14 protein-coding genes and 1 tRNA gene are annotated in these 22,094 nt (G+C 72.3%); 4 read left to right on the top strand and 11 right to left on the bottom strand.

The features are described 5' to 3' along the window. Positions 1–91 precede the first annotated feature (91 nt). Together HNR21_RS10985 and HNR21_RS10980 are read right to left on the bottom strand one after the other, a co-directional pair. Positions 92–2,209 carry a S8 family peptidase gene (locus tag HNR21_RS10985; protein ID WP_182705114.1) on the bottom strand — a complete coding sequence of 706 codons (2,118 nt, stop codon included), beginning with the start codon at positions 2,207–2,209 and terminating at the stop codon, positions 92–94. 250 nt (positions 2,210–2,459) lie between these two features. Beyond that, positions 2,460–2,921: a hypothetical protein gene (locus HNR21_RS10980; protein WP_182705113.1), complete on the bottom strand. Its 462-nt coding sequence runs from the start codon at positions 2,919–2,921 to the stop codon at positions 2,460–2,462. 138 nt (positions 2,922–3,059) lie between these two features. Between HNR21_RS10980 and HNR21_RS10975 the strand changes: the two genes are divergently transcribed. Further along, positions 3,060–3,133 (top strand) — tRNA-Thr (locus tag HNR21_RS10975). A 126-nt stretch (positions 3,134–3,259) separates the two neighbouring features. On the opposite strand, the gene HNR21_RS10970 is transcribed toward HNR21_RS10975, so the two are convergent. After that, complete coding sequence (locus HNR21_RS10970; RefSeq protein WP_182705112.1) at positions 3,260–4,147, bottom strand: LysR family transcriptional regulator; 888 nt, start codon at positions 4,145–4,147, stop codon at positions 3,260–3,262. 252 nt (positions 4,148–4,399) lie between these two features. Here HNR21_RS10970 and HNR21_RS35950 point away from each other — a divergent pair, with 252 nt between their 5' ends. Together HNR21_RS35950 and HNR21_RS10965 are read left to right on the top strand one after the other, a co-directional pair. Then, positions 4,400–4,522 (top strand): hypothetical protein, encoded by a 123-nt coding sequence (locus HNR21_RS35950; RefSeq protein WP_281402040.1) that lies wholly within the window; start codon positions 4,400–4,402, stop codon positions 4,520–4,522. Then, positions 4,519–5,439: a GNAT family N-acetyltransferase gene (locus HNR21_RS10965; RefSeq protein ID WP_182705111.1), complete on the top strand. Its 921-nt coding sequence runs from the start codon at positions 4,519–4,521 to the stop codon at positions 5,437–5,439. Before HNR21_RS35950 ends, HNR21_RS10965 begins: the two co-directional genes overlap by 4 nt. Positions 5,440–5,538: 99 nt before the next feature. Here the strand turns inward: HNR21_RS10965 and HNR21_RS10960 are convergent, their stop codons facing one another. Together HNR21_RS10960 and HNR21_RS10955 are read right to left on the bottom strand one after the other, a co-directional pair. Continuing rightward, on the bottom strand, positions 5,539–6,786 hold the full coding sequence (locus tag HNR21_RS10960; RefSeq protein WP_182705110.1) for a PP2C family protein-serine/threonine phosphatase: 1,248 nt from the start codon (positions 6,784–6,786) through the stop codon (positions 5,539–5,541). Next, positions 6,783–7,106, bottom strand: a complete 324-nt coding sequence (locus tag HNR21_RS10955; RefSeq protein WP_182705109.1) for a hypothetical protein — start codon at positions 7,104–7,106, stop codon at positions 6,783–6,785. Before HNR21_RS10955 ends, HNR21_RS10960 begins: the two co-directional genes overlap by 4 nt. A 163-nt stretch (positions 7,107–7,269) precedes the next feature. Between HNR21_RS10955 and HNR21_RS10950 the strand changes: the two genes are divergently transcribed. Further along, entirely contained in the window at positions 7,270–9,099 is a 1,830-nt protein-coding gene (locus HNR21_RS10950) for an alpha/beta hydrolase (protein ID WP_220500124.1), read from the top strand. 229 nt (positions 9,100–9,328) lie between these two features. Here the strand turns inward: HNR21_RS10950 and HNR21_RS10945 are convergent, their stop codons facing one another. The 6 genes from HNR21_RS10945 to HNR21_RS10920 form a co-directional block, all read right to left on the bottom strand. Then, positions 9,329–11,455 carry a glycoside hydrolase family 3 protein gene (locus HNR21_RS10945; RefSeq protein ID WP_246442084.1) on the bottom strand — a complete coding sequence of 709 codons (2,127 nt, stop codon included), beginning with the start codon at positions 11,453–11,455 and terminating at the stop codon, positions 9,329–9,331. Positions 11,456–11,716: 261 nt separating this feature from the next. After that, positions 11,717–13,639, bottom strand: coding sequence for a lectin (locus tag HNR21_RS10940; protein ID WP_182705107.1), 1,923 nt, complete (start codon positions 13,637–13,639; stop codon positions 11,717–11,719). A 110-nt stretch (positions 13,640–13,749) separates the two neighbouring features. After that, positions 13,750–17,199 carry a discoidin domain-containing protein gene (locus HNR21_RS10935; protein WP_182705106.1) on the bottom strand — a complete coding sequence of 1,150 codons (3,450 nt, stop codon included), beginning with the start codon at positions 17,197–17,199 and terminating at the stop codon, positions 13,750–13,752. A 19-nt stretch (positions 17,200–17,218) separates the two neighbouring features. Continuing rightward, positions 17,219–18,535, bottom strand: a complete 1,317-nt coding sequence (locus HNR21_RS10930) for a discoidin domain-containing protein (RefSeq protein WP_182705105.1) — start codon at positions 18,533–18,535, stop codon at positions 17,219–17,221. A gap of 61 nt (positions 18,536–18,596) precedes the next feature. Then, a complete protein-coding gene (locus HNR21_RS10925) occupies positions 18,597–20,741 on the bottom strand; it encodes a discoidin domain-containing protein (protein ID WP_182705104.1) in 2,145 nt (714 codons plus the stop codon). After that, on the bottom strand, positions 20,738–22,072 hold the full coding sequence (locus HNR21_RS10920) for a GH1 family beta-glucosidase (protein ID WP_182705103.1): 1,335 nt from the start codon (positions 22,070–22,072) through the stop codon (positions 20,738–20,740). The genes HNR21_RS10925 and HNR21_RS10920 overlap by 4 nt, the downstream gene beginning before the upstream one ends. Positions 22,073–22,094: the final 22 nt, after the last annotated feature.

The raw sequence follows: 22,094 nt of genomic DNA, 5'->3' as shown, positions 1-22,094 counted from the left end.
TACCGCGATGGTCGGCGAGGGGCCGGGGCGGGGTCGTCGTACGGGCGGAGGCTTCGCGGCTACGCCCGGTGCGGTAGCGGGCCGGGCGGGCCTACCACCAGGACGGCCGCTGGTCGTCGTCCTCGGGCCGCGCGCCGCGCCGGTCGGCCTCCTGGGCCGTCCCCGGGTCGACGGCCGGGAACGCCCGGGTGGCCAGGTCGTCCTCGTCGGCGCGCAGGGCCGGGGCGGGGTCGTCCTCCTCGGGGCGGGTGACGGGCCAGGCCAGGTCCTGGTCGTTCACCGCGCGGAACGGGGCGGTGGGCGAGGCGGGGTCCACCGGCCCGGTCCCCGTCTCGGGCACGGCGGGCGGCTCGAAGCCGGGCAGGGCGAACGGCGGCTCGGGGTGCCGGCTCTCGGGGACCACGGGGACGTCCCGGCCGAAGTCCAGCGGGGCGTCGTCGTCGCGGGGCACGGCGCGTTCCTCGCCGAACGGGCTGCCGGACAGGGGGTCGTCGCCGAAGCCGGGGACGGGATCGTCGGCCTGCGGGCGGGCGTGGACGCTGGGGAAGGACTCGGTCTCCGGCTCCCCCGCCGGGTCGTAGGGGCGCAGGTTCTCCGGGTCCAGGGGGTGGTGGCCGTTGCCGTTGCCGTTGGGCGTTCCCGCGGGGACCTCGCCCGCCGGGGGCAGGTGCAGGTCGGGCTGCGGCATCCACGTGCCGGAGTCGGAGGTCGGGACGTGCGGGGCGGCGGGTTCGGACGGCCAGGACTCGGCGGGCTCCTCGCGTTCCGGCCAGTCCAGGGGCGCGACCCTGCGGTCGTGCGGCTCGGCGGGCCAGGCGTGCTCGGCGGCGGCCACCGGCTCGGGCGGCGCGGCGACGAACCCGTCCTCCTCCTCGCCCCGGGAGCGGCGGCGCTGCCGCCAGCCCAGCAGCAGCCCCGTGACCACCATCGCGCCGCCGCCGGCGACCACCGCCCACAGCAGGGTGTCGGACTCCTCGGCGGGCGGCTCGGCCGTCGCCGCCGGGGGCGCGGTGGTGGGCTCGGCGGTGGCCTCCGGGCCGTGCGCGGCCTTGCTGATCTGGGCGGCGACCTGCATGGCGCGCAGCGCGTCCAGGGAACCGGAGCACACCTGGGCGCCCGTGGCGGCCTGCCCGCTCTGCTCGCCGCGCTGGACGACGCCGCGGACCAGCGCCTGGCGCACCTCGTCGGGGGTGAGCCGCGGGAACCGGGCGCGGATCAGCGCGGCGACCCCGGCGACGATGGCCGACGAGGGGCTGGTGCCGGTGCCGAGCACGTACTTGTCGCCGGGGGCGGGGCTGATGATGTCGACGCCGGGCGCGCACACCGACACGTACGAGTTGCGGTTGGTGTCCTCCCAGGGGCGCATCTTCTTGTTGAGCGCGCCGACCGCGATGACGCCCGGGTAGGCCGCCGGGAAGTTCTTGCGGTTGGGGCCGGACCCGTCGTTGCCCGCCGAGGCGATCAGCACCACGCCCTTGGACAGGGCGTACCGGACGGCCTGCTCCTCGGTGGTGTTGCCGTTGTAGAACGCGCGCCCGCCGCCCAGCGACATGTTGATGATGTCGGCGCCGTTGTCGACCGCGTACCGGATGCCCTTGGCGACGGCGTCCCGGCTCTGCCCGGCCAGGTTCCCGTTCTGCCGCAGCGGGTCGTCGTTCTCCCAGGTCACCCGGATGGACAGCACCTTGGCGCGGGGGGCGATGCCCATCACCCCGGAGGACTGGCCGGGACCGTTGCCGTGCCCGGCGATGATCCCGGCCATCGCGGTGCCGTGCCCGCCCCAGTACCTGCCGCCGGGCTGCCGGTTCCCGCCGGTGTAGTCGGGGCCGTCGATCACCTGGCCGGTCAGGTCCTTGTGGGTGCCGTCCACGCCGGTGTCCAGCACTGCCACCGTGACGTCCCGGCCCCTGCCCCACCGCCAGGCCCGGGGCACCCGCATCGCGTTCAGGTACCACTGGCGGGAGCGCACCATGTCGGTCGGCGCGGCGGCGGCCCGCAGGGCGCCGGCCGCGGGGGGCCGCGACCCGGGCCGTTCCCGGGGCGGCTCGCGGTGGTGCAGCACGGCCGCCGGAACGACCGCGGCCGCCACCAGCGTGACGAACGTCAGCCCGGCGGTGACCCGCGCCGCGTGCCGCGGGGCGCCGGAGGGGCCGCCGGTCGCGCCGGGATCGTCGGTCGGTTCCGGTCGGCGTCGGCCGGCGGGGGACACGGCACCAACCTCCTCGCGGCATCGGCCGTTGGGCGTGGGGACGGCTTCGTTCGGGACGTGGTCCGCGCACCGGGCCGGAGGACGGGCCCGTCCGGGCCGTCCGGTCCGGGGCGTTCCCCCGTGCGCGGCCAACATTGTGCCACGGCCGCCCACGCCGACTCGGGCGCTCGGCGCATTCGGGCCCGGTACGGGACACCGGCACCCCTTTTGCCCCGGCCGTCAGTCCCTGGTCACAACCGGTGACGTGATGTCAGTAACAGGCCCCGTAAGGCCGGTCGCAGTAGACGATCCGCCCCTGCAGGCGCTCCTGGACCTCCTCCACGAACGCCTCCGGTCCGGTGACCAGCCAGGTCCCGCCGTAGAGCACGGCGAACGGGCCGCGGTCCCCGGTCGACGCCTGCGCGGCCCCGGTCTTCCACCCCGGCAGCATCGAGTCGACGGTCACCCCGAGCCGGGGATCGACCACCTCGGCGGCCACGTACCGGTCGCTGAACCGGCACTCCACCCGGCCGCGGTCCCCCCGGCAGCCGGTGGCCCCGCTGTCCACCAGGACCTCGGCGATCTCCCTGGTCTCCCCTGTCACCCCCGGCACCCCGGGGGCGGCCCGGTCGGCGGTCTCGGGGTCCCCGTCGAGCAACACGAAGACCACTCCGGCGGCGGCGAGCGTTCCCCCGACCGCTCCGGTCAGGGCCAGCAAAGACTTGGCTTTCACCCGCCCCAGGATGCCGTACTCACCGGTAACAAAAGTCCCTCCAGCCACGTGACGGTCACCACGTAAGCGATCACTGCCGCAAAACCCCGCAGCGCCCGCCCCCGCCGCGGCGGTATTGTGGCCTTCGGCACGAGCCCAGCCCCTGTAGCTCAGCTGGCCAGAGCAGCCGCCTTGTAAGCGGCAGGTCGCCGGTTCGAACCCGGCCGGGGGCTCTCACACCTCTCTGACCTGCGCAAACGGGCGTAGAACGCGTTCCGCCGCCGGTGTGATCACGTCCACGGTCCGTCCTGGCTCGTGGCGGTGTGCCCGGTGAGCAGGCCGTCGTGATCTGTCGGCTGTTACAGGGCCAGGGGGCCGAGGTCGGACACGACCTGGGCGAAGCGGTTGACGGCGTCGGTTTCGTTGTCGCCGCGCCAGATGAGCGCCCAGTGGGCCAGGGGCGCGTCATGGATGGGCACGTAGGCGATGTCGGGCCGGTTGAAATAGCGCGCGGTCTGGGCGTGCACGGGGACCACCGCCTCACCGGAGGCGACCACCGCGATCACCTGGAGGATGTCGTCGGCCTTGGGCCCCACCGTGATCGGGCGGCCGCTGGGCGTGCGGGAGGGGACGACCGCCTCGCTCCAGTACCGGGGCATGGCGGTGTCGATGATGACCTGGTCGGCGAGGTCCTCGTAGGAGACCGACTCCCTGCCCGCAAAAGGATGGCCGGCCGGGACGCAGAGCACGATCGGCTCGGTGAACAGGACGGGCCCGACGGTCAGGTCGGGCTCCCTGACGGGGAGCCAGAGGATCGCGATGTCGACCTCGCCGTTGCGCAGCGGCCCGAACGGGTGACCGAAGGCCATGCTGCGGATCTGCAGTTCGGTGCCGGGGTTCCGGTCGGCGAAGGTCTCCAGGAACAGGCGGAGGTCCTGGGCGTTGCCGCCGCCGATCATGCCGATCCGCAGCACCTCGGTCTTCTGGCGGGCGGCGAGCACGGCCCGCTTCACGCCCTCCTGCAACCCCTGGTAGTGCGGGTGGAGGTCGTTCCTGAGCCGCTCGCCCAGCGGGGTGAGGCGGACCGTGCGGGAGGTGCGCTCGAACAGCGGCCCGCCGATGCGGCGCTCGAGCTTCTTGATGACGTGGCTGACCCGGGACGGGGTGATGTGCAGCCGCTCGGCGGTACGGCCGAAGTGCAGCTCCTCGGCCAGCGCCAAGAAGATCTCGATGTCCCGAAGCTCCATGAACCCCCCGATCGTGAACCTAACGGTCATCGCTGCGTTGACACAATCCGCATCGATGACCCGTCGGGCAACGCTGCCTTGCCGACATCGCCGTTGTTCGGCGGCGGCCGTCCCGCCAGCCTTTTGACAGGCGCTCTCGGCGCGCTGACCTGCGGTCGGCGATCGGCGCGCCACTGGCCGGCCGCACCGGGAGCGGTCGGGACCAGGCGGCATCACCGGCCCCGCAGGGCCGTCCAGCGACTACGGAGTGACATGACCGAGCGGGTGTTGATCTCAGGGGCGGGCATCGCCGGCCCGGCGTTGAAGAAGGCGGGCCTGACGGAGGAGAGCCGGGCGCACCAGACCGGCGACGCGGTCCCGGCGTACCGGGCATGACGAAGGCCGCTGACGACGTCCGGTCCTGGCCGACGCGAGTGCGCATCACCCGGGTCGACCCGGCGGCCGAGGAGCCGGACGGGCCGCGCGTGCGGGTCTGGCACGCGGTGGTCGCCGCGTCCATGGCCCAGGACGCGCCCGGCACCGCGCCCGCGGCCCCCGGCCGGTTCCATGCCCAGCTGACCGCCGGAGAGACGGTCGTCTGGACGGCCGCCCGCGCGGGCCGGGTCGTGGGACTGGCGGTGCTGCGCCTGCCGTCCATCACCGTCACGGGACGCGCGCAGGTGCACGTCCACCCGGCCCATCGGCGCCGCGGCGTCGGCGACCGGCTGGTGACCGCGCTGACCGCCGAGGCGCGCGCCCGCGGCCTGCACCGCGTCATCGCGGCCGTGCCCGTGGGCGGGCCCGGCGACGCGTTCTGCCTGCGGCGCGGTCTGACCCGCCTGCGCACGCTGCACCATCTGCTGCTGTCGCTGCGCCAGGTGCATCCGGGCTGGCTGGACGAGATGGTCGCGGTCGAGCATCCGGGCTACCGGCTGACCGAGACGGCGCGGATCGCCGCGCCCGGCCGCCAGGACGCCGTCCCGGGCGACGTGCTGCTGACGGTCGCCGCCGAGCACGGCCGCAAGGTCGTCGGCTGCACCGAGGTGGTGGTCCCCACGGGCCGCGGCCCCCACGCGACCCAGCACGACCGCCCACCGGCCGACGGCCACCACGGCCTGGGACTGGACCTGTGGGTCAAGGCGGCGATGCTGCGCCTGCTGTACGACCAGTACCCACAGGTCACCCAGATCGCCACCGACAACCCCGGGCACGACACCGCCCTGCTGGCCGTCAACCGCCACCTGGGGTTCCGGCTGCACCACCGCATCAACGAATACCGCCTCGACGTCACCGGATCGTCGGCCACCGACTGACCGCGCCGCGCGGCTCGGCACCTTCCCATCCCCTTTTCGAGAGGACCCCCCGATGACACACGTGATCTCCAGCCGTGAACCGGAGAAACGGACGGCCGGTCAGTCGGTGGCCTTGCCGGTGTCGGCGCCGGCACTCGTCCGGCGCTGGTCGGCGCGGGTGCCGTACCAGTCCAGGCACATGACGGTGGCGTCGTCCTGGAGGCTGTCGTCGCAGGCTCTGCGGACCTCCATGCTCAGGGCGCGGACGGCTTCGCGGGGGTGCAGGCCGGTGGTGTCGCGGACGAGGGCGGGCAGGTCGAGGGCGTCGGCGTTGCGTTCCTGCATGCCGTCGGTGAGCAGGATCAGCCGGTCGCCGGCGCGCAGGTCCAGGTCCTGGACGCGGTAGGGGTTGTCGGAGCCGAGTGAGGAGACCCCGAAGGGCAGGTCCACCTCCAGGGGGATCTCCTGCACCCTTCCTTCGCGCAGCCGCAGCGGCCGGGGATGCCCGGCGTTGACCAGCCGGCAGCCGCCGTCGGACAGGCCGATGCGCAGCAACTGCCCGGTGGCCATGCCGCCGCGGCCGTGCTCGGCCAGCGCCCGGTCGCCCTGCCGGGCCTGTTCGATGATGTCGCAGCCGTCGCGGCGGGCGCTGCGCAGGGCGCCGACCAGCAACGTGGCCAGCAGCGCGGAGTCCACGTCGTGGCCCATGGCGTCGGTGATGGACAGGTGCAGGGTGTCGCGGTCCAGGATGTAGTCGTAGGTGTCGCCGCCGATGCTGTCGGCGGGCACCAGGGCGGCGGCGACGGTGAACTGCGCCGCCTCACAGCAGGGGGCCGAGGGCAGCAACTGGTACTGGATCTCCGAGGCCAGGCTGATCGGGGTGGTGCGCCAGCCCCAGTGGTACAGATCGGTGAAGCGGCGATCGGTGACGATGACGTAGGCCAGCGCATGGGCCACCTCGCCGACCTCCCGCAACGCCTCCTCATCGTGCTCGTCGGCGTGGGGCAGGGTCAGCTCCAGCACGCCGATGGCGTCGCCGCGGTTGGTGACCGGCGCGATCATCCGCTGCCCGCCGTCCCCGGCCGGTTCCCGGTACGGCCGCTGCGTGCGCATCACCCGGTCGTAGACGCTGCCGGCCAGCTCGATGCGCTCGGCCCGCCGCCCTTCCTCACTGTTCTCGGCGTCCTCGTCGTCCTGGCCGCCCGCCAGCCGTACCAGTTCCTGGCCCAGGACATCCACGAACAGGAAGGAGGCCGACACCGCCCCCAGCCGCTCGCCCAGGAAGCCGGCCACCACGTCGATCGCCTCGACCGGCGAGGCGTCCTCGACCGCCGCCAGCAACCCTGCCAGCTCCGGATTCCTGCTCATCCCACCCCCTGAACGTCCCTCCTCTTCCCCGCCATCACCCGGCGCATTCCGCCCCGCAGTCCGGGGAGCGCGACGGCGGTGCCGCGCATGAACGGCTTCACGGCATTTCGCCGTTCATGCCGCCGGTCGCCGGTCATGAGATCCGCACCGGCGACCGGCGGATCGATGCCGCCGTCGTTCGTCCGGCCACAACCGGTCACGACGGCGGTGGTCTCGGCGGCGTCGCGTCCCTGGTCCTTCCCGCGCGCGGACCGGCCGTGAATTGCCTGTTCACGGCCGGGGCGCGGCGTTTTCGGCGGCGGACCGGCAGGCGCGCGCATCCTCCTTTCGGCCGATCTTTGGCCACTGCACACCATCCCGGCGTATGGCGCATTCCGCATCGGCGGCTGAGGAAACTGACCAGGCCGCAGAACACGATCAATGCGGCGAACCGCTCCCCGTCAAAGGGTTCTCCCTCCTCGACCCCCCAGAAAGGGAAGCTGCATGCGCCTCAGACACCGGATGCTCGCGATCGGCCTCGGCGGCCTGATGGTCGCGCCGATCGTGCCCGGCACGGCCATGGCCGCGCCGGGCGCCCCCGCGGGCGTGCCGACGCTCCAGGCTCCCGCCGGTGACGTGACCAGTCCGGCCGAGAAGAAGCGCGTCGACCGCGTGCCCGCGCCGAAGCTCGGCTGGTACGAGTGCTACGAGGGCGCCGAGTGCGCCACCGTGCGGCTGCCGCTGGACTACGACAACCCGAAGGGCGCCACCACCGAGATCGCGGTGCTGCGCGTCAAGGCCCGCAACCCCAAGAAGCGCATCGGCAGCCTGTTCGTCAACCCGGGCGGCCCCGGCGGCCAGGGCACCGCCATGGCGTACCAGGCGCAGTACTTCCTCGGCAAGGAGGTGCTGGACCGGTTCGACATCGTCGGCTTCGACCCGCGCGGCATCGGTTTCAGCGCCAACATCAAGTGCTTCAAGTCCCCCAAGGACCAGGCGCTCGCCTACGCCGGCTTCGACGTGCCCTTCCCGATCGGCCAGAAGGAGGAGGCAGCCTTCATCAAGTCGGCCAAGGCGGTGGGCAAGGGCTGCTCCACCACCGGCAAGCCGCTGGCGGGCTCCATGTCGACCGCCGAGGCGGCCCGGGACATGGACGTGCTGCGGCGCGCGGTCGGCGACAAGAAGCTGTCGTACCTGGGCTTCAGTTACGGCACCGCGCTGGGCCAGTACTACGCCAACATGTTCCCCGACCGGGTGCGCGCCGTGGCCGTGGACGGCGTCATCAACCCGGTCTCGTGGGTGGGCACCAAGAAGACCGCCGGCCAGATCCTGGACGACCGGCTGTACTCGGCCGACGGCGCGTTCAAGGCGCTGCGCGAGATCCTGGTCCGCTGCGGCAAGGCGGGTCCGGCCAAGTGCTCCTTCGCCAGGTACGGCGACCCGGTGAAGAACATGGACGTCCTGGCCAAGCGGCTGAAGGCCGAGCCGGCCGACCTCGGCGACGGCCTCGAGGTCACCTACGCCACCCTCGTGAGCTGGCTGCTCGGCGACCTGTACGCCCCCGACGGCTACCAGATCGTCGACCAGGACCTCACCGACGTCTGGGTCGCCAGCTCGCCCGCCCAGACGGTGTCCGCCGCCCGGGCGAACACCGCCAGGCAGGCCCTGGCCGCCCGGCTCCGGGACCGGCGCGCCAAGGAGAAGCAGGCACGGCAGGCCGCGCAGCGGGTCATCGGACGCGACTTCCCCTACGACAACGGCCTCGAGGCGTTCAGCGGGGTCACCTGCACCGACGCCCTGCACCCGAAGGACGCCGGCGCGTGGCCCAGGCTCACCGCGGCGTCCGACAAGCGCGCGCCCTACTTCGGCCGGGCATGGGCCTGGAGCACCGTCCAGTGCGCCGGCAACTCCTGGACGGTGCGTGACGAGGACGCTTACACGGGGCCGTTCAACCGGCGCACCGCCAAGCCCGTCCTGTTCGTGGGCAACTACTGGGACCCCGCCACCAACTACAACGACGCGGTGTCGTCCAACAAGCTGCTGCCGAACAGCCGCCTGCTGTCCAGCGACAGCTGGGGGCACACGGCCTACGGGACCTCGGCGTGCGTGACGAACGCGGTCGACCGCTACCTGGTGCAGGGCACCCTGCCCGCCGCGGGCACGGTCTGCGTCGGTGACATCCAGCCGTTCGCCGACGCCGCCCCGGGGGCGCGCAAGGTCCGGGGCCGCGCGGACGCCAGTGTCCTGGCCAAGCAGGTCACCAGGGCGACCGGCACGCAGCTCCCGCCGGTGGCCGCACGGGTGCCGTCGCCCCTCCTCCAGGGCACCCCGTGACCTGACGAGGCGGAGTGCCGGCCGGATCGTCTTCCGCACATGGATCCGGCAGGCACCCTCCGGCGGCGACCGGCGGGGGTCCCACCCCATGCCGGTCGCCGCTTCGTTTCCGTGCGGCGCGAGGCGGTGGCCATGCCCGGCCCGATGGCCGGGACACCGCGGCGCCCCTCCGCCGGACGCGACGAAGCCGCCGTGGACGCTCGAGCGGCGTCCACGGCGGCGGGTGGGGTTACCTGCTGACCTGGGCCAGGAGTTTGAGGGCTCGGTCACGGTCGCCGGTCAGGAGGGCGTGGTCGGCGTCGGCGATGAGCCGGGCCCAGTCGGCCGGGGCGCGGCCTGCGATCACCGCGGCCTGGGCCTTGTCGAGGGCGCGGGCGGCGGCGTCGCCGTGGCGGGTGCCGGTGCGCAGGCCCCAGCCGAAGGGGTACTGCGGGCGGTAGTCGGCGTCACCGACGTTGATCGGGACCTGGTCGGCGGTGGCGGGCCAGGACACCGGGAGGCGGCCGGTGAAGGGGCGCCTGCCGAACAGGACGTCGGCGACGCCCGCTCCCTCACTGCCCGGCAGCCAGGAGGCCACCAGGGCGTCGATGCGGCCGTGCGGGTCGGCGACGATCTGCGGGCGACCGGAGACCACCAGGACGACGCACTTGTCGACGGCGGCGCAGACCTTGTCGACGACGGCCTGGTCGGCGGGTTGCAGGGTGAGGGACTTCTGCTCCTGCTGCGGGGTGCTGCACCAGCCGCATTCGGGGCCGCCGACGTCGCCGTAGCCCTCGGCGTAGGGGGTCTCGCCGACGACCACGACGCCCACGTCCGCTCCCTCGACGGGTGCGGAGGCGTCCTGGCTGTAGGTGATCTTCGCCTTGGGGGCGACCTCGCGGATGCCCTCCAGGATGGTGGTGCCGGGGATGATGTCGCCGGACTCGCCCTGCCAGGTCATCGTCCAGCCGCCGGCCTGGTTGCCGATGTCGTCGGCGTTGCGGCCGGCGACGTACACCGAGGCGTCGCTGTCGAGCGGGAGGGCGCCGCCGGTGTTCTTCAGCAGCACCTGCGACTTGGCGACGGCCTCACGCCCCAGCGCCCGATGGGCGGCGCTGCCGACCTGGTCGACGTCATCGAGGGTGGCGTACGGGCGTTCGAACAGCCCGAGCTGGAACTTGGCGGTCAGGATGCGGCGGACGGCGTCGTCGACGCGCGCCTGCGGGACCCGCCCGGCCTGGACCTCCGCCAGCAGCAGTTGCTGGAACTGGGGGGCGTTGTTGGGCTGCATGAACATGTCGATGCCGGCGTTGACCGCGGTGCGGACCTTGTAGGCGGTCAGCCCGGTGTTGTCCGGCTCGCCGGGGTCGGGGATCTGATGGATGCCCTCCCAGTCGGAGATGACGAACCCCTTGAAGCCCAGCCGGCCCTTGAGCAGGTCGGTCAGCAGCTCCCGGTTGGCGTGCATCTTGATCGGGTTCCCGACGCCGTCCTCGGTCCAGTCCACGCTGGAGAAGGACGGCATCACGCTGCCGACCCGATGGGCCTTCAGCGCGGGCAGGTAGGGGGCGACGTGCAGCCGGTAGAAGTCGGCCCGGCTGGTCACCGTGACGCCCTGGTCGATCGTGTACTTCTGCTCCCACCAGGGCTTGCCCTCGTTCGCCTCGGCGACGGAGGCGTCGTAGCGGGTGCCGCCGTCACCGGCGAAGTGCTTGACGGTGGCCAGGACGCGGCCGTCACGGCCCAGCCGCCCGCCCTGCAACCCCTCGGCGATGGTCGACATCCTCGACACCAGGGCCGGGTCCTCGCCGAAGCTCTCGTAGCTGCGGCCCCACCGTTCGTCACGCGACACGCACAGGCACGGGGAGAAGTTCCACGGGATGCCGGTCGCGCGGACCTCCTCGGCGGTGGCCCGGCCGATCCGCTCCACCAGCCGCGGGTCGCGGGTGGCGCCCAGCCCGACGTTGTGCGGGAAGATCGTCGCCCCGTGCACGTTGCCGTGCCCGTGCACGGCGTCGATCCCGTAGATCAGCGGGATCTTCAACCGGGTCTGGAGCGCCTGCTCCTGGAACGTGTTGACCATCCTGACCCAGCCGGCGGGGGTGTTGTCGGCCGGGACCGATCCGCCTCCCGACAGCAGCGAGCCGAGACGCTGCGTGGCGACCTTGGTGGGGTCGTCGGTGACCGCGGCCCGCTCGGCCTGGGTCATCTGGCCGATCTTCTCCTCCAGGGTCATCCGGCCGAGCAGGTCGGCCACCCTGCGTTCCACCGGCATCTTGGCGTTCAGGTACACCGGCGTCGTCTCGGCGGCGGACGGCGCCGCCGGCACGGCGACCAGCGGCCCGGCCACGGCGGCCACGGCGGCCACGGCGGCCATCACCGTGCGGGCCGTTCGGCGTCTGGCTCGGGGAATTCTCCGGATGCCCATAAGGCGGTCTCCTCGGATGGACGGGTGTTCGTTCACCGTCATGACCGGTCCGGCCGCATGCGGTGGACCGGTCGTGGCGGAGCCTGGGACGACGATTTCCGGTCGGCGTTCACGACGGGGCGGACGAATTGGGATCGGACCTTAATATGCGACGTGAAATTATGTCGTGAAAGCATTGTCGTCAAGACTTGCCGACCGGCGGAATCGGTGTTATCCGGGGGCGGTCCATTTCTGGTTGGCGCCGCCGGTGCAGGTCCAGATCTGCAGCCGGGTGCCGTCGGCGGAGCTGTTGCCGGTCGCGTCCAGGCATTTGCCGGCGTACGCGTTCACCAGGTCGCGGCCGGCCGTGTGGGTCCACTGCTGGGAGGCGCCGCCGTGGCAGTCCCACAGGTGCGTCTGCGCGCCGTCCGCGGTGCTGGGCCCGGCCACGTCCAGGCACTTGCCCAGCGCCCGCAGCGTGCCGTCGGCCCCGCGGGTCCACCGCTGGGCGTCGGTGCCGTTGCAGGTGTAGAGCTGCACGGGCGTGCCGTTGGCCGTGCCTGCGCCGGCGACGTCGACGCACTTGCCGCCCAGGCCGGTGATCTGGCCGGTGGCGCCGCCGCCGGACTGCGTGCCCGACCAGGTGAACGTCGCCGAGGTACGGGCGGGCAGGGTGTAGGTGAAGGACTGGCCGCCCCAGACCACTCGGATCGACTGGGCGCCGGTGCCGCCGTTGTGGGCGATCAGGGCCTTGGAGCCGTCGGGATTGAGGTACGCGACGTTCTGTACGGCGGTGTTGGTGGAGTCGATGCGGCGGGCGCCCGGCTTCACGAACTTGGTCAGGTGGCCCATCGTGTAGTACTCGATGGTGTAGTCCACCTGACCTGCGCGGCTGCCGCCCTCCTGGACGGTGACCAGGCCGGTGCACGTGCCGCAGCCGCCGTTGTGCGGGCCCATGTTCTGGTTGAGCGCGATGCTCCATTTCACTTCTGCGCTGGACCAGTTGCGGGCGTGCTCGATGATGTCGCCCATGTCCTCGTTGTGCTGGTTGGAAACCCAGGTCCCGCCGGAGTGCTCGGTGTTGAACTGCGTCATCGACGGATACTGGTCGTGCACCTGACCGCCCACCGAGGGGCTGCCGAAGTAGTCGTGCCATCCGATGCCGGCCGACAGCGGGTCGGTGCGCAGCGCGGTGTCGGCCACGATCTGCGCGCCGAAATTCGCGTAGTCGCCGTAGTTCCAGTCGAAGTGGATGACCTTGGTGTTGATCCCCGCGGCGCGGAACGCCGGGTACACGTGGTTCTTGGTGAACTCCACCAGCCCGGAGGGGTTCCAGGACATGCCGGGGTAGTTCATGGCGGTCGGGTTGGAGGCCTGGCAGCAGTTCGGCTCGTTCTGCACCGAGACGTAGTCCACCGGCACGCCGGCCGCCTGGTACGACTGGACGTACTTGACCAGGTACTGGGCGTACATGGGGTAGTACTCCCACTTCAGCCAGCCCATCTGGTCCATCCGGCCGTTGTCCTTCATCCAGCCCGGCGCGCTCCACGGCACGCCCTTGACCCGAAGCTGCGGGTTGAGCTGCTTGGCCTGCTGGGTCAGCAGCCGCACGTTGGTGTCGTATCCGTTGGCGCCGAAGTCACTGAGGTCGCAGCAGGTGTCGTCCAGGGAGACGTGGCCCGGCCGGGACAGGTCCGAGGCCCCGATCGGGTTGCGCACGAACGACAGGCCGATGCCGTCGACCGGGTGGAACAGCCGGCGCATCACCGCGTCGCGGGTGGCGGCGCTGACCGGCCCGCCCCGCAGCAGGTACGCCGTCGTGTCGGTGATCGACGCGCCGCCGCCGACGAACTGCTGGTAGCGGACGTTCTCGTCGACCGTGATCGTGTGCGTGGCGGCGGGGCTGCTCGCGGCGAAGCTCACGGAGGGCTGCTGCTGGAGGCCGCGGGTCACGACCCGGCCGCCGGAGTCGGACGTGGTGGTCAGGTGGACGTTCACGGTCTCACCGGCGGCCAGCGCCGGCGGCGCGACGGCGACGGTGACCAGTGCCGCGCCGACCGTCGCCGCCAGTGCACCGGCGGCCAGCACGGTACGGCGTCGGCGGGGAGCGCCAGGGGTCGGATGCGCCGGGGGTGGGCTGCCTGTCGTGGGCATGGGGGCATCTCCCTTGTTCGGGGGCGTGCCGGCACAGGCGAGGCCGGCTGCGGATGACCGGCCGGCGCACCGCCGGGCGCGACGGTGCGCCGGCCGATCGTTCTTCGCGGTCATCGCCAGCCTTGGAGACCTGCTCCGTAGGGGTAGAGGGGATCGCCGTAGGTGGTGGGGACGGGGCGGCCGGCGTTGATGTGGGCGCGGATCTCGGAGCGCTGGGCCGGGGTGGCGCCCAGGTCGTAGGGGATGGTCCAGTCCTCGACGGTGTCGGCGGGGACGTCCGTGCCGCCCGGTTTGAGGATCTGGTCGAGGGAGCGGGGCATCTGCCAGGGCAGCCTGCCGCTGGGGGCGTAGTCGCCGAACAGCAGGGCGGCGGTGGCCGGTCCCACCTCCTCGCCGCCCCGGTAGGTCAGCACGATGGCGTCGGCCAGGTCGTGCCATTCGGTGATCACGGTGGGCCGGGGCAGGGTCATCACCACGACGACGGGGACGCCCTGGTCGTGGAACCGGCGGATGAGCGCGAGCTGGTCGGGCGGCAACTGGGGTTTCTCCTTCACCCAGGCGGTGGCGTGGGTGTAGGTGGGCTCCCCGACCGCCACGACGGCCAGTTCCGGATCCGGTGCGGTGTCCTGGTGGACGGTGACTCCGGCGGTCGCGGCCCGGTCCCTGATCGCCTGCAGCAGGGTCCTGGAGCCGTGCTCCGCGTGGAAGTAGCTGGTCCAGATGCAGCAGGCGGTGCCGTCGGTGGCGGTGGGTCCGGTGACCACGATGTCGTCGCCGGCCCCGAGCCTGACGGGCAGCACGCCGTCGTTCTTGAGCAGGGTGTTGGCCTCCCGCGCCGCCTGGTTCGCCAGGGCGACGTAGGACGGCTGGTGGAACCGGTAGGGGCCGTTGACCGGGTCCCCGTAGGGGCGTTCGAAGATCCCGAGCTGGAACTTCAGCCGCAGGATCCGGGTCACCGCGTCGTCGATGCGGGCCATCGGGACAGACGCCAGGAACTGGGACATGGTGAAGCCCGAGGCCCCGGGGTCGGCGCCGCCCATCACGTCCGAGCCCGCGTTGGCGGCCTTGATCCACACGCCGGAGGGCAGCCAGTCCGTGGTGATCAGGCCCGTGTAGCCCAGCTCGTTGCGGAGGTGGTCGAGGATGGGCTTGCTGTCCCCGGCGCCCGACCCGCCGGGATCGAGGAACCTGGCCCCGGCGTAGCCGGGCATGATGTTGACGGTGCCCGCCTCGATCGCCGCCCGGAACGGGATCATGTGGTACTTGATCGTCACCTCGTCGTAGACGATCTCGGCCTCTCCCCCGGCGCCCTCGCCGGGCCAGTGCTTGACCGTGGCCAGGACCGAGTGCGGGTTCAGCTCCGGCCCGCCCTGCAGTCCCGTCACCAGCGCCCGGACCTGGGCGGCGGCGACCTGGGCGTCCTCGCCGTTGCCCTCCTGGATCCGCGGGTAGATCACCTTGGTGCCGACCTCGGCGAGCGGTCCGAGCACGCCGCGGGTGCCGACCTCGAGCTGCTCGCGCCGCTGCATGTCGCCCAGCCTGTGGTCGAGCGGGTAGTTCTTGGCCGCGGCCAGCGCGCTCTGCAGCGGGTAGGTGGTCTGGTATCCGGCGATGGTGTCGCCCGCGGAGACCGGCGGGATGCCCAGCCGGGTCCCGGCCGAGCGGAGCAGCACGTCGTGCAGGTCGCCGGGCTGCGCGGGGCCGAAGTGCCAGCCCGACCGCGGGTGCTGCTGGGCGTTGTAGAACATCTGGTACGCCTTCTCCTCCGCCGTCATCCGGCCGAGCAGGTCGCGCACCCGGGTCTCCACCGGCTGCCGCCAGTCCTCGTACGGCTCGATCGTCCCGTTCCGGTTGAGGTCCCGGGCGCCGCCGATGATCGGGACGCCGTCGTCGACCTGCTCGATCTCGGGGAGGTAGACGCTGAAGGTGCGGACGGCCGAGGTGGTCCGGCCGTCGGACCCGTTCACGGCGACCACGAACCACCTGTACGTCCAGCGGTCGGCGATGTCCCAGGTCGGGGTGTAGCCGGTGCCGGTGGTCTCGGCGACCTTGGTGTAGAGGTCCAGCAGGGAGCCCGACGCGGTGAAGTCGTAGTCGGACCGGCTGACGTTGATCCACACCTCGTAGCGGACGGTCCCCGGCACGGCCTGCCACGACAGCGCGGGACGCCGGGTGCTGGTGATCATCGCGCGGTCGGCCGGGGCGGACAGCGCGAACTGGCCGGTGGTCCCCGGCGCCCTGGTGGGCCTGGACAGCAGCGGCGGGGTGTCGGCCGCGGTGTCGACGGTGCCGTGGACCTGGAACTCCCACAGCGAGTAGCCGTAGCCGGTCGCGCGGGCCGTTCCGGTGAACCGGACGTAGCGGCCCCTGCCCGAGACCGCGAGGTTCTCGACGCCGCCCTTGCCGGTGGTGGTGCTGTAGAGGGTCCGCCATGTGGAGCCGTCGTCGGACGCCTCGATGCGGTAGCCGGTGGCGTAGGCCGCCTCCCAGTTGAGGGTCAGGCCGGTGATCGTTCCGACGCCGCCGAGGTCGACCCTCAGCCACTGGTCGTCGCCGGGGAGGCTGGCCCAGCGGGTGGTGGTCCGCCCGTCCAGGGCCGCGGCGGGCGCGTTGCCGCCCTCCCAGGACGAGGCCGTCACCTTCTTGAACGCGGAGATCGGTGTCCCGGTGGGAGCGGCGTCGCCGGTGTGGACGGCGAACTCCCACAGCGAGTACCCGTAGCCGGTGCCCCGGGCGGTGCCGTACATGCGCACGTACCGGCCGGTGCCGGTGACCTCCAGGCTCTGGGTGCCGCCGCTGCCGGTGCCGGTGGTGTGGACGGGCGTCCAGGTCGAGCCGTCGGTGGAGACCTGGATCTGGAACGCCCTGGCGTAGGCGGCCTCCCAGTGGAGCACGACCTTGCAGATCGGCTTGGCCGTACCGAGGTCGACCTGGATCCACTGCGGGTCGCTGGGCGCGCTGGACCAGCGGGTGCCGGTGTCACCGTCGACGGCGGCCGAGGCGGGGGTGCCGGCGTTCTCGGTGGACGAGGCGGTGGCGGGTCTGTTCAGGGCGGCGTTCGTCGTGCCGCAGGCCGATCCGCCGGTCTCGCCGTAGACCTGGAACTCCCACAGCGAGTACCCGTAGCCGGTGCCGCGGGCGGTGCCGTACATGCGCACGTACCGGCCGGTGCCCGTGACGTCCAGTTCCTGGGTGCCGCCGCTGCCGGTCGTGGTGGAGTAGACGTCGGTCCAGGTCGAGGCGTCGGCCGAGACCTGGATCTTGAACGCCTTGCCGTAGGCGCCCTCCCAGCGGAGCACCACCCGGCTGACCGTGGCCGTGGCGCCGAGGTCGACCTGGATCCACTGGGGGTCGGAGAAGGCGCTGGACCAGCGGGTGCCGGTGTCGCCGTCCACTGCGGCCGAGGCGGGATAGGCGCCGTCCTCGGTGGACGAGGCCGTGGCGGTCCTGCCCTGCGACAGCAGGACGGGGGCCGCGTGGGCGAGGCGGGCCGGGATGAGGCCGGTGGTGACGAGCATGAGCGCCACGGTGAGCACCGTGGTGAGTCTTCGGGGATTCATCGCGGACTCCCGGGGACGGCTACCAGCCGACCGCGACCAGCAGGTACTGCGGGTCGTGATGCGAGATGAACGACGACTGGTCGGCGTAGTCGTCGTAGGGGAAGCCGTACGCCAGCTTGTTGATCGCGTGGTCGTGCCAGAACTTGGCGTAGTAGTTCGCCGGCGCCGCCCGGTAGAACAGGGACGGGTCCGACCACTGGGACTCCGGCAGCGTCGCCACGTGCCGGTTGAGCGCGGCGCACATGCCGGGTCGTTCGGCCAGCGGACCGGCGCAGCCGGTGACCTCCGCGGTGGTGGCCTGGACGCCGACCGACGCCGCGTAGCCGGTGAAGTAGTTCGCGTGGGCGCCGCCCGGCCGGAACTGGCTGGAGTGGCCGGGTGCGGGGATCCGGTACGGCGCCTCGATCTGGGCGAGATGGTCGAACTCGGCGGGCACCTCGTTGACGAACCGCTGGAAGGTGGCCTCGCGGGACTCCTGGAAGATGTGGCGGTCCTCGCCGACCTCCACGTCGTAGCCGTCATGGGCGCGCAGCCTCATGGCGATCTTGAGGCCGAACCCGTCGACCCTGGTGGTGTTGCCGTTGAACACGTCGGGTCCGACCGTGAACTCGATGAAGTCGCTGTACCTGCTGGTCGGCGAGCCGAGGTGGAAGTACATCCGGCCGGCGGTGTTGACCGGCATGTCGAAGTACGGCTGCTCGGCGATCGAGTGGACCTGGCCGTTGTAGCTCCAGAAGACCTGGTCGTCGGGGAACCGGCCGTTCGTGCGGTTCAGGATCTTGACCATGAGCACGTTCCGGGCGGGCGGGATCGTGGAGGTGTCGCCCCAGAACGCGTCGGAGGAGCCCTCGGTGGTGTGGACGGCGAACTCCCACAGCGAGTAACCCCAGCCCGTGCCCCGGGCGGTGCCGTACATGCGCACGTACCGGCCGGTGCCGGTGACCTCCACGGTCTGGGTGCCGCCGGTGCCGGTGCTGGTGGTGTGGACGGGCGTCCAGGTGGATCCGTCGTTGGAGGTCTGGATCTGGAACGACCTGCCGTAGGCGGCCTCCCAGTGGAGCACGACCCTGCAGATCGACTTGGCCGCGCCCAGATCGACCTGGATCCACTGGGGGTCGGAGAAGGCGCTGGACCAGCGGGTGCCGGAGTTGCCGTCGACGGCGGCCGAGGCGGGGTGGGCGCCGCTCTCGATCGACGAGGCGGTCGCCGGGCGGTTCAGGGCGGCGTTGGCGGTGCCGCAGGCGGCGGCCGTCGCGGGGCGGGCGGCACCGGCCACGGCGCAGGCGGCCAGCAGCGTGAGAGCGGTCAGCGGGGCGGTCAGATTGCGGATCTTCATGAGCGGTTCCTCCGGGGGCGGGGGGAACCCGGCCGGGCGGCCGGGTTCCCGGAGGCGTGCGTCAGGGATAGGAGACGACCACGGAGGGGATCGTCGAGGTGCGCGACGTGGGAGCGCCGGTGTCGTTGATCACGTGGTTGTACTGGCCGTGGCCGCCCAGCGAGACCACCAGCAGGTGGTGGAACCGGACGCCGGGCTTGACCGGGGCCTGGAACCCGTGGTGCTGCCGGATCGTGGGGTCGACGTTGTAGTAGCAGTACGAGCCCAGGCCCCAGCCCTCGTGGGTGTTCACCGAGTCGGCCACCCGGTAGGCGGCATAGCCCTGGATGGGGCCGTTCTGGATGGCCGCCTGGTTGGGCGCGTCGTAGGCCTTCTCGTTCTGGAAGAAGATCGTCCGGCCGCGCTCGCCGAACCACTGCACGTCGTACTTGTTGAAGTGCTCCACGAACAGGCCGGTGGCCAGCACGTCGTCGCCGTTGACGACCAGGCCGTAGTCGGCGCGGTTGGTCTCCCAGCCGACGCCCTCGCCGTGGTCGGCCCGCCAGATCCAGGTGTGGTCGATGATCACGTCGTCGCTGTTGACGACCATGCTGGTGGTGGCCTTGCCGGGGCCGGCGCCGCCGATCCGGATGAACACGTCCTGCACGGTCGTGGGGTCGGCGGCGTGGTCGGCGGCGGAGCCGGCCGGGCCGATCTCCACGAGCGCGGGCGAGTTGACGGGTCCGGCGTCCACCAGGAAGCTCGCCAGCCGCACCCCGTCCACGTCGGCCACCTTCAGCGCGGTGACGCCGTTGTCCGGGATGATCGTCGCCAGTCCGAGGCCGAGCACGACCGTCCCCGGCCGGTTGACGGCGATGGGCTGGTCCACGCGGTAGATGCCGGGGGTCAGCAGCAGGTGCAGGCCCTGTGCGAGGGCGGCGTTGATGCGTGCGGCGCTGTCGCCGGGCTTGGCCACGTAGAACCGGCTCAGCGGCAGGGACGTGCCCGGGGTCGGGCCATTGGCCCAGCTCGTGCCGCGGGCGTTGGTGCGCTTGGCGGGCAGGAACACCCGGTACTCGCCGCCCTCCAGGTAGATGTAGGGCTTCTCGCGGCTGATCGGGGTGGTGTTCAGGGCCGTGTAGGGCGGGTCGGGGAAGGTGTTGCCGGGTGAGCCCTCGACGCCGGAGAACACCATGTTCCACACGCCGTTGAGCCAGCCGCCGACGGAGCTGTCGCGGGTGTACCACTGCTGCTGCGAGTACGGGCCGACGGTCCCGTCGATCTTGCTGTCGGCGATGTAGCCGCCGCTGGCCCAGCCGTAGCCGGTGGGCGCCAGGTTGAGCCCGCCGCGCACGTGCATGCGCCGGAACGGCGCGGCCTGCGAGACGGCCCAGCGGTTGGTGCCGTTGACGGGCACCACCGCCAGGTTCTCGGCCGAACGCCAGAAGTTCTGGGTGGCGTTCCCGTTGAACCAGCCGGCGTCGACGGTGATGTCGCCGTTGATGGTCACGTCGTCGGGGTTGCGGCCGAGCCCGTGGACGGAGGTGTAGAAGCCGAGCTGCGCGTTCAGGCCGCTGTAGGTCCCGGGCTTGAAGAAGACGGCGTGCCGCCCGGTGCCGAACTGCGCCGACTCCTGCTGCCGGAAGATCTGGTCGAGCCGGGACTGGATGGTCGAGGACGGCATCGACGGGTCGAAGACGTGCACGTTGGGACCGAGGTCGCCGCCGCCCACCGGCGGCGGCTCGTCGCCGCTCTCCACGTGGACGGCGAACTCCCACAGCGAGTACCCGTAGCCGGTGCCCCGGGCGGTGCCGTACATGCGCACGTACCGGCCGGTGCCGGTGACGTCCAGACTCTGGGTGCCGCCGGTCGCGGTGCTGGTGGTGTAGATGGGCGTCCAGGTGGATCCGTCGTTGGAGGTCTGGATCTGGAACGACCTGCCGTAGGCGGCCTCCCAGGTGAGCACCACCTTGCAGATCGGCTTGGCCGCGCCCAGATCGACCTGGATCCACTGGGGGTCGGAGAAGGCGCTGGACCAGCGGGTGCCGGTGTCGCCGTCGAAGGCGGCCGAGGCGGGGGTGCCGGCGTTCTCGGTGGACGAGGCGGTGGCGGGCCTGTTCAGGGCGGCGTTGCCGGTGCCGCACGCGGCGGCGTGCGAGGGTGCGGCGGGAACGACGAGCAACGCCGCCAGGACCGCCGCGGCGGTCCAGGCCGATCGGTGTCTCATGGGGCTCCTCTGTGGGCTCGGATGATCTCGGCGTATCGGTGGCCGCTGGCCTTGACGGTGCGCTGCTGGGTGGCGTAGTCGACGTGCACGAGGCCGAACCGCTTGTCGAGGCCGTCGGCCCACTCGAAGTTGTCCAGCAGCGACCAGACGAAGTAGCCCTGGACCGGTGCTCCGGCCTCGGCGGCGCGGGCGACGGCGGCCAGGTGATCCTCCAGGTAGGCGATCCGGTCCTGGTCGTTGATCGAGCCGTCCGCGCCGACCTTGTCGTCCCAGGCCGAGCCGCTCTCGGTGACGTAGATCCGGGGGGCGGTGTAGTCCTCGCTCAGCCACAGCAGCAGTTCGGCGAGGCCGTCCGCGTGGACCTCCCAGCCCATCGCGGTGGTCTGCGCGCCCGGCACCGGGACCTGCCGGGCGTACGGGGCGGGGCCGTCCGGGTCGTCGGCGACGATCTGCCGGAAGTAGTAGTTGAGCCCGACGTACTCGACGGGGGCGGCGATGGTCTCCAGGTCGCCGTCCCGTACGGGCGGCTCGACGCCGTAGACCTCGATCATGTCGGCGGGGTAGCCGCGCCCGTGGGCGGGGTCCAGCCACCACCGGTTGACGTGGCCGTCGGCGCGGATCGCGGCCTGGACGTCCTCGGGACGGTCGGACGCCGCCTGGATCGGGCTGAGGTTGTTGACCAGGCCGATCGAGGGGGACGCCGAGGCGTTCGCCCGGATCGCCGCGGCGCCCAGGCCGTGGGCGAGCAGCAGGTGGTGCGAGGCGTGGACGGCCTGGCGCAGGTCGCGCACGCCCGGTGCGAAGCGCCCCTCCAGGTGCCCGATCCAGGCCGTGCACAGCGGCTCGTTGATCGTCGTCCAGTCGGTGACCCGGTCGCCGAGCCGGGCGGCGACGACGGCGGCGTAGTCGGCGAAGTGCGCGGCGGTGTCGCGGGACGGCCAGCCGCCCCGTTCCTGCAGCGCCGACGGCAGGTCCCAGTGGTAGAGGGTGACGAACGGCCGGATGCCCGCCGCCAGCAGCGCGTCGACGAGCCGGTCGTAGAAGTCCAGGCCGGGGCCGTTGACCTCGCCGGTGCCGCGCGGGATCACGCGGGGCCAGGCGACGGAGAACCGGTAGGCGTCCAGGCCCAGCCGCCGCATCAGCGCGACGTCCTCCCGCCAGCGGTGGTAGTGGTCGCAGGCGACGTCGCCGGTGTCGCCGCCCGCGACGGCGCCGGGGACCCGGCAGAAGTCGTCCCAGATGGACGGCAGCCTGCCGTCCGCGGCGGGCGCGCCCTCGATCTGGTAGGCGGAGGTCGCGGCACCGAAGAGGAAGTCGGCGGGAAGGTTCAAGGCGGTCTTCTCCCAGTGAAGG

Source organism: Thermomonospora cellulosilytica, from assembly GCF_014138835.1.
GTDB classification, from domain to species: domain Bacteria; phylum Actinomycetota; class Actinomycetes; order Streptosporangiales; family Streptosporangiaceae; genus Thermomonospora; species Thermomonospora amylolytica.
The sequence above is the reverse complement of the archived record's forward strand: the minus strand, read 5'-3'. Positions and strand labels throughout refer to the sequence as shown.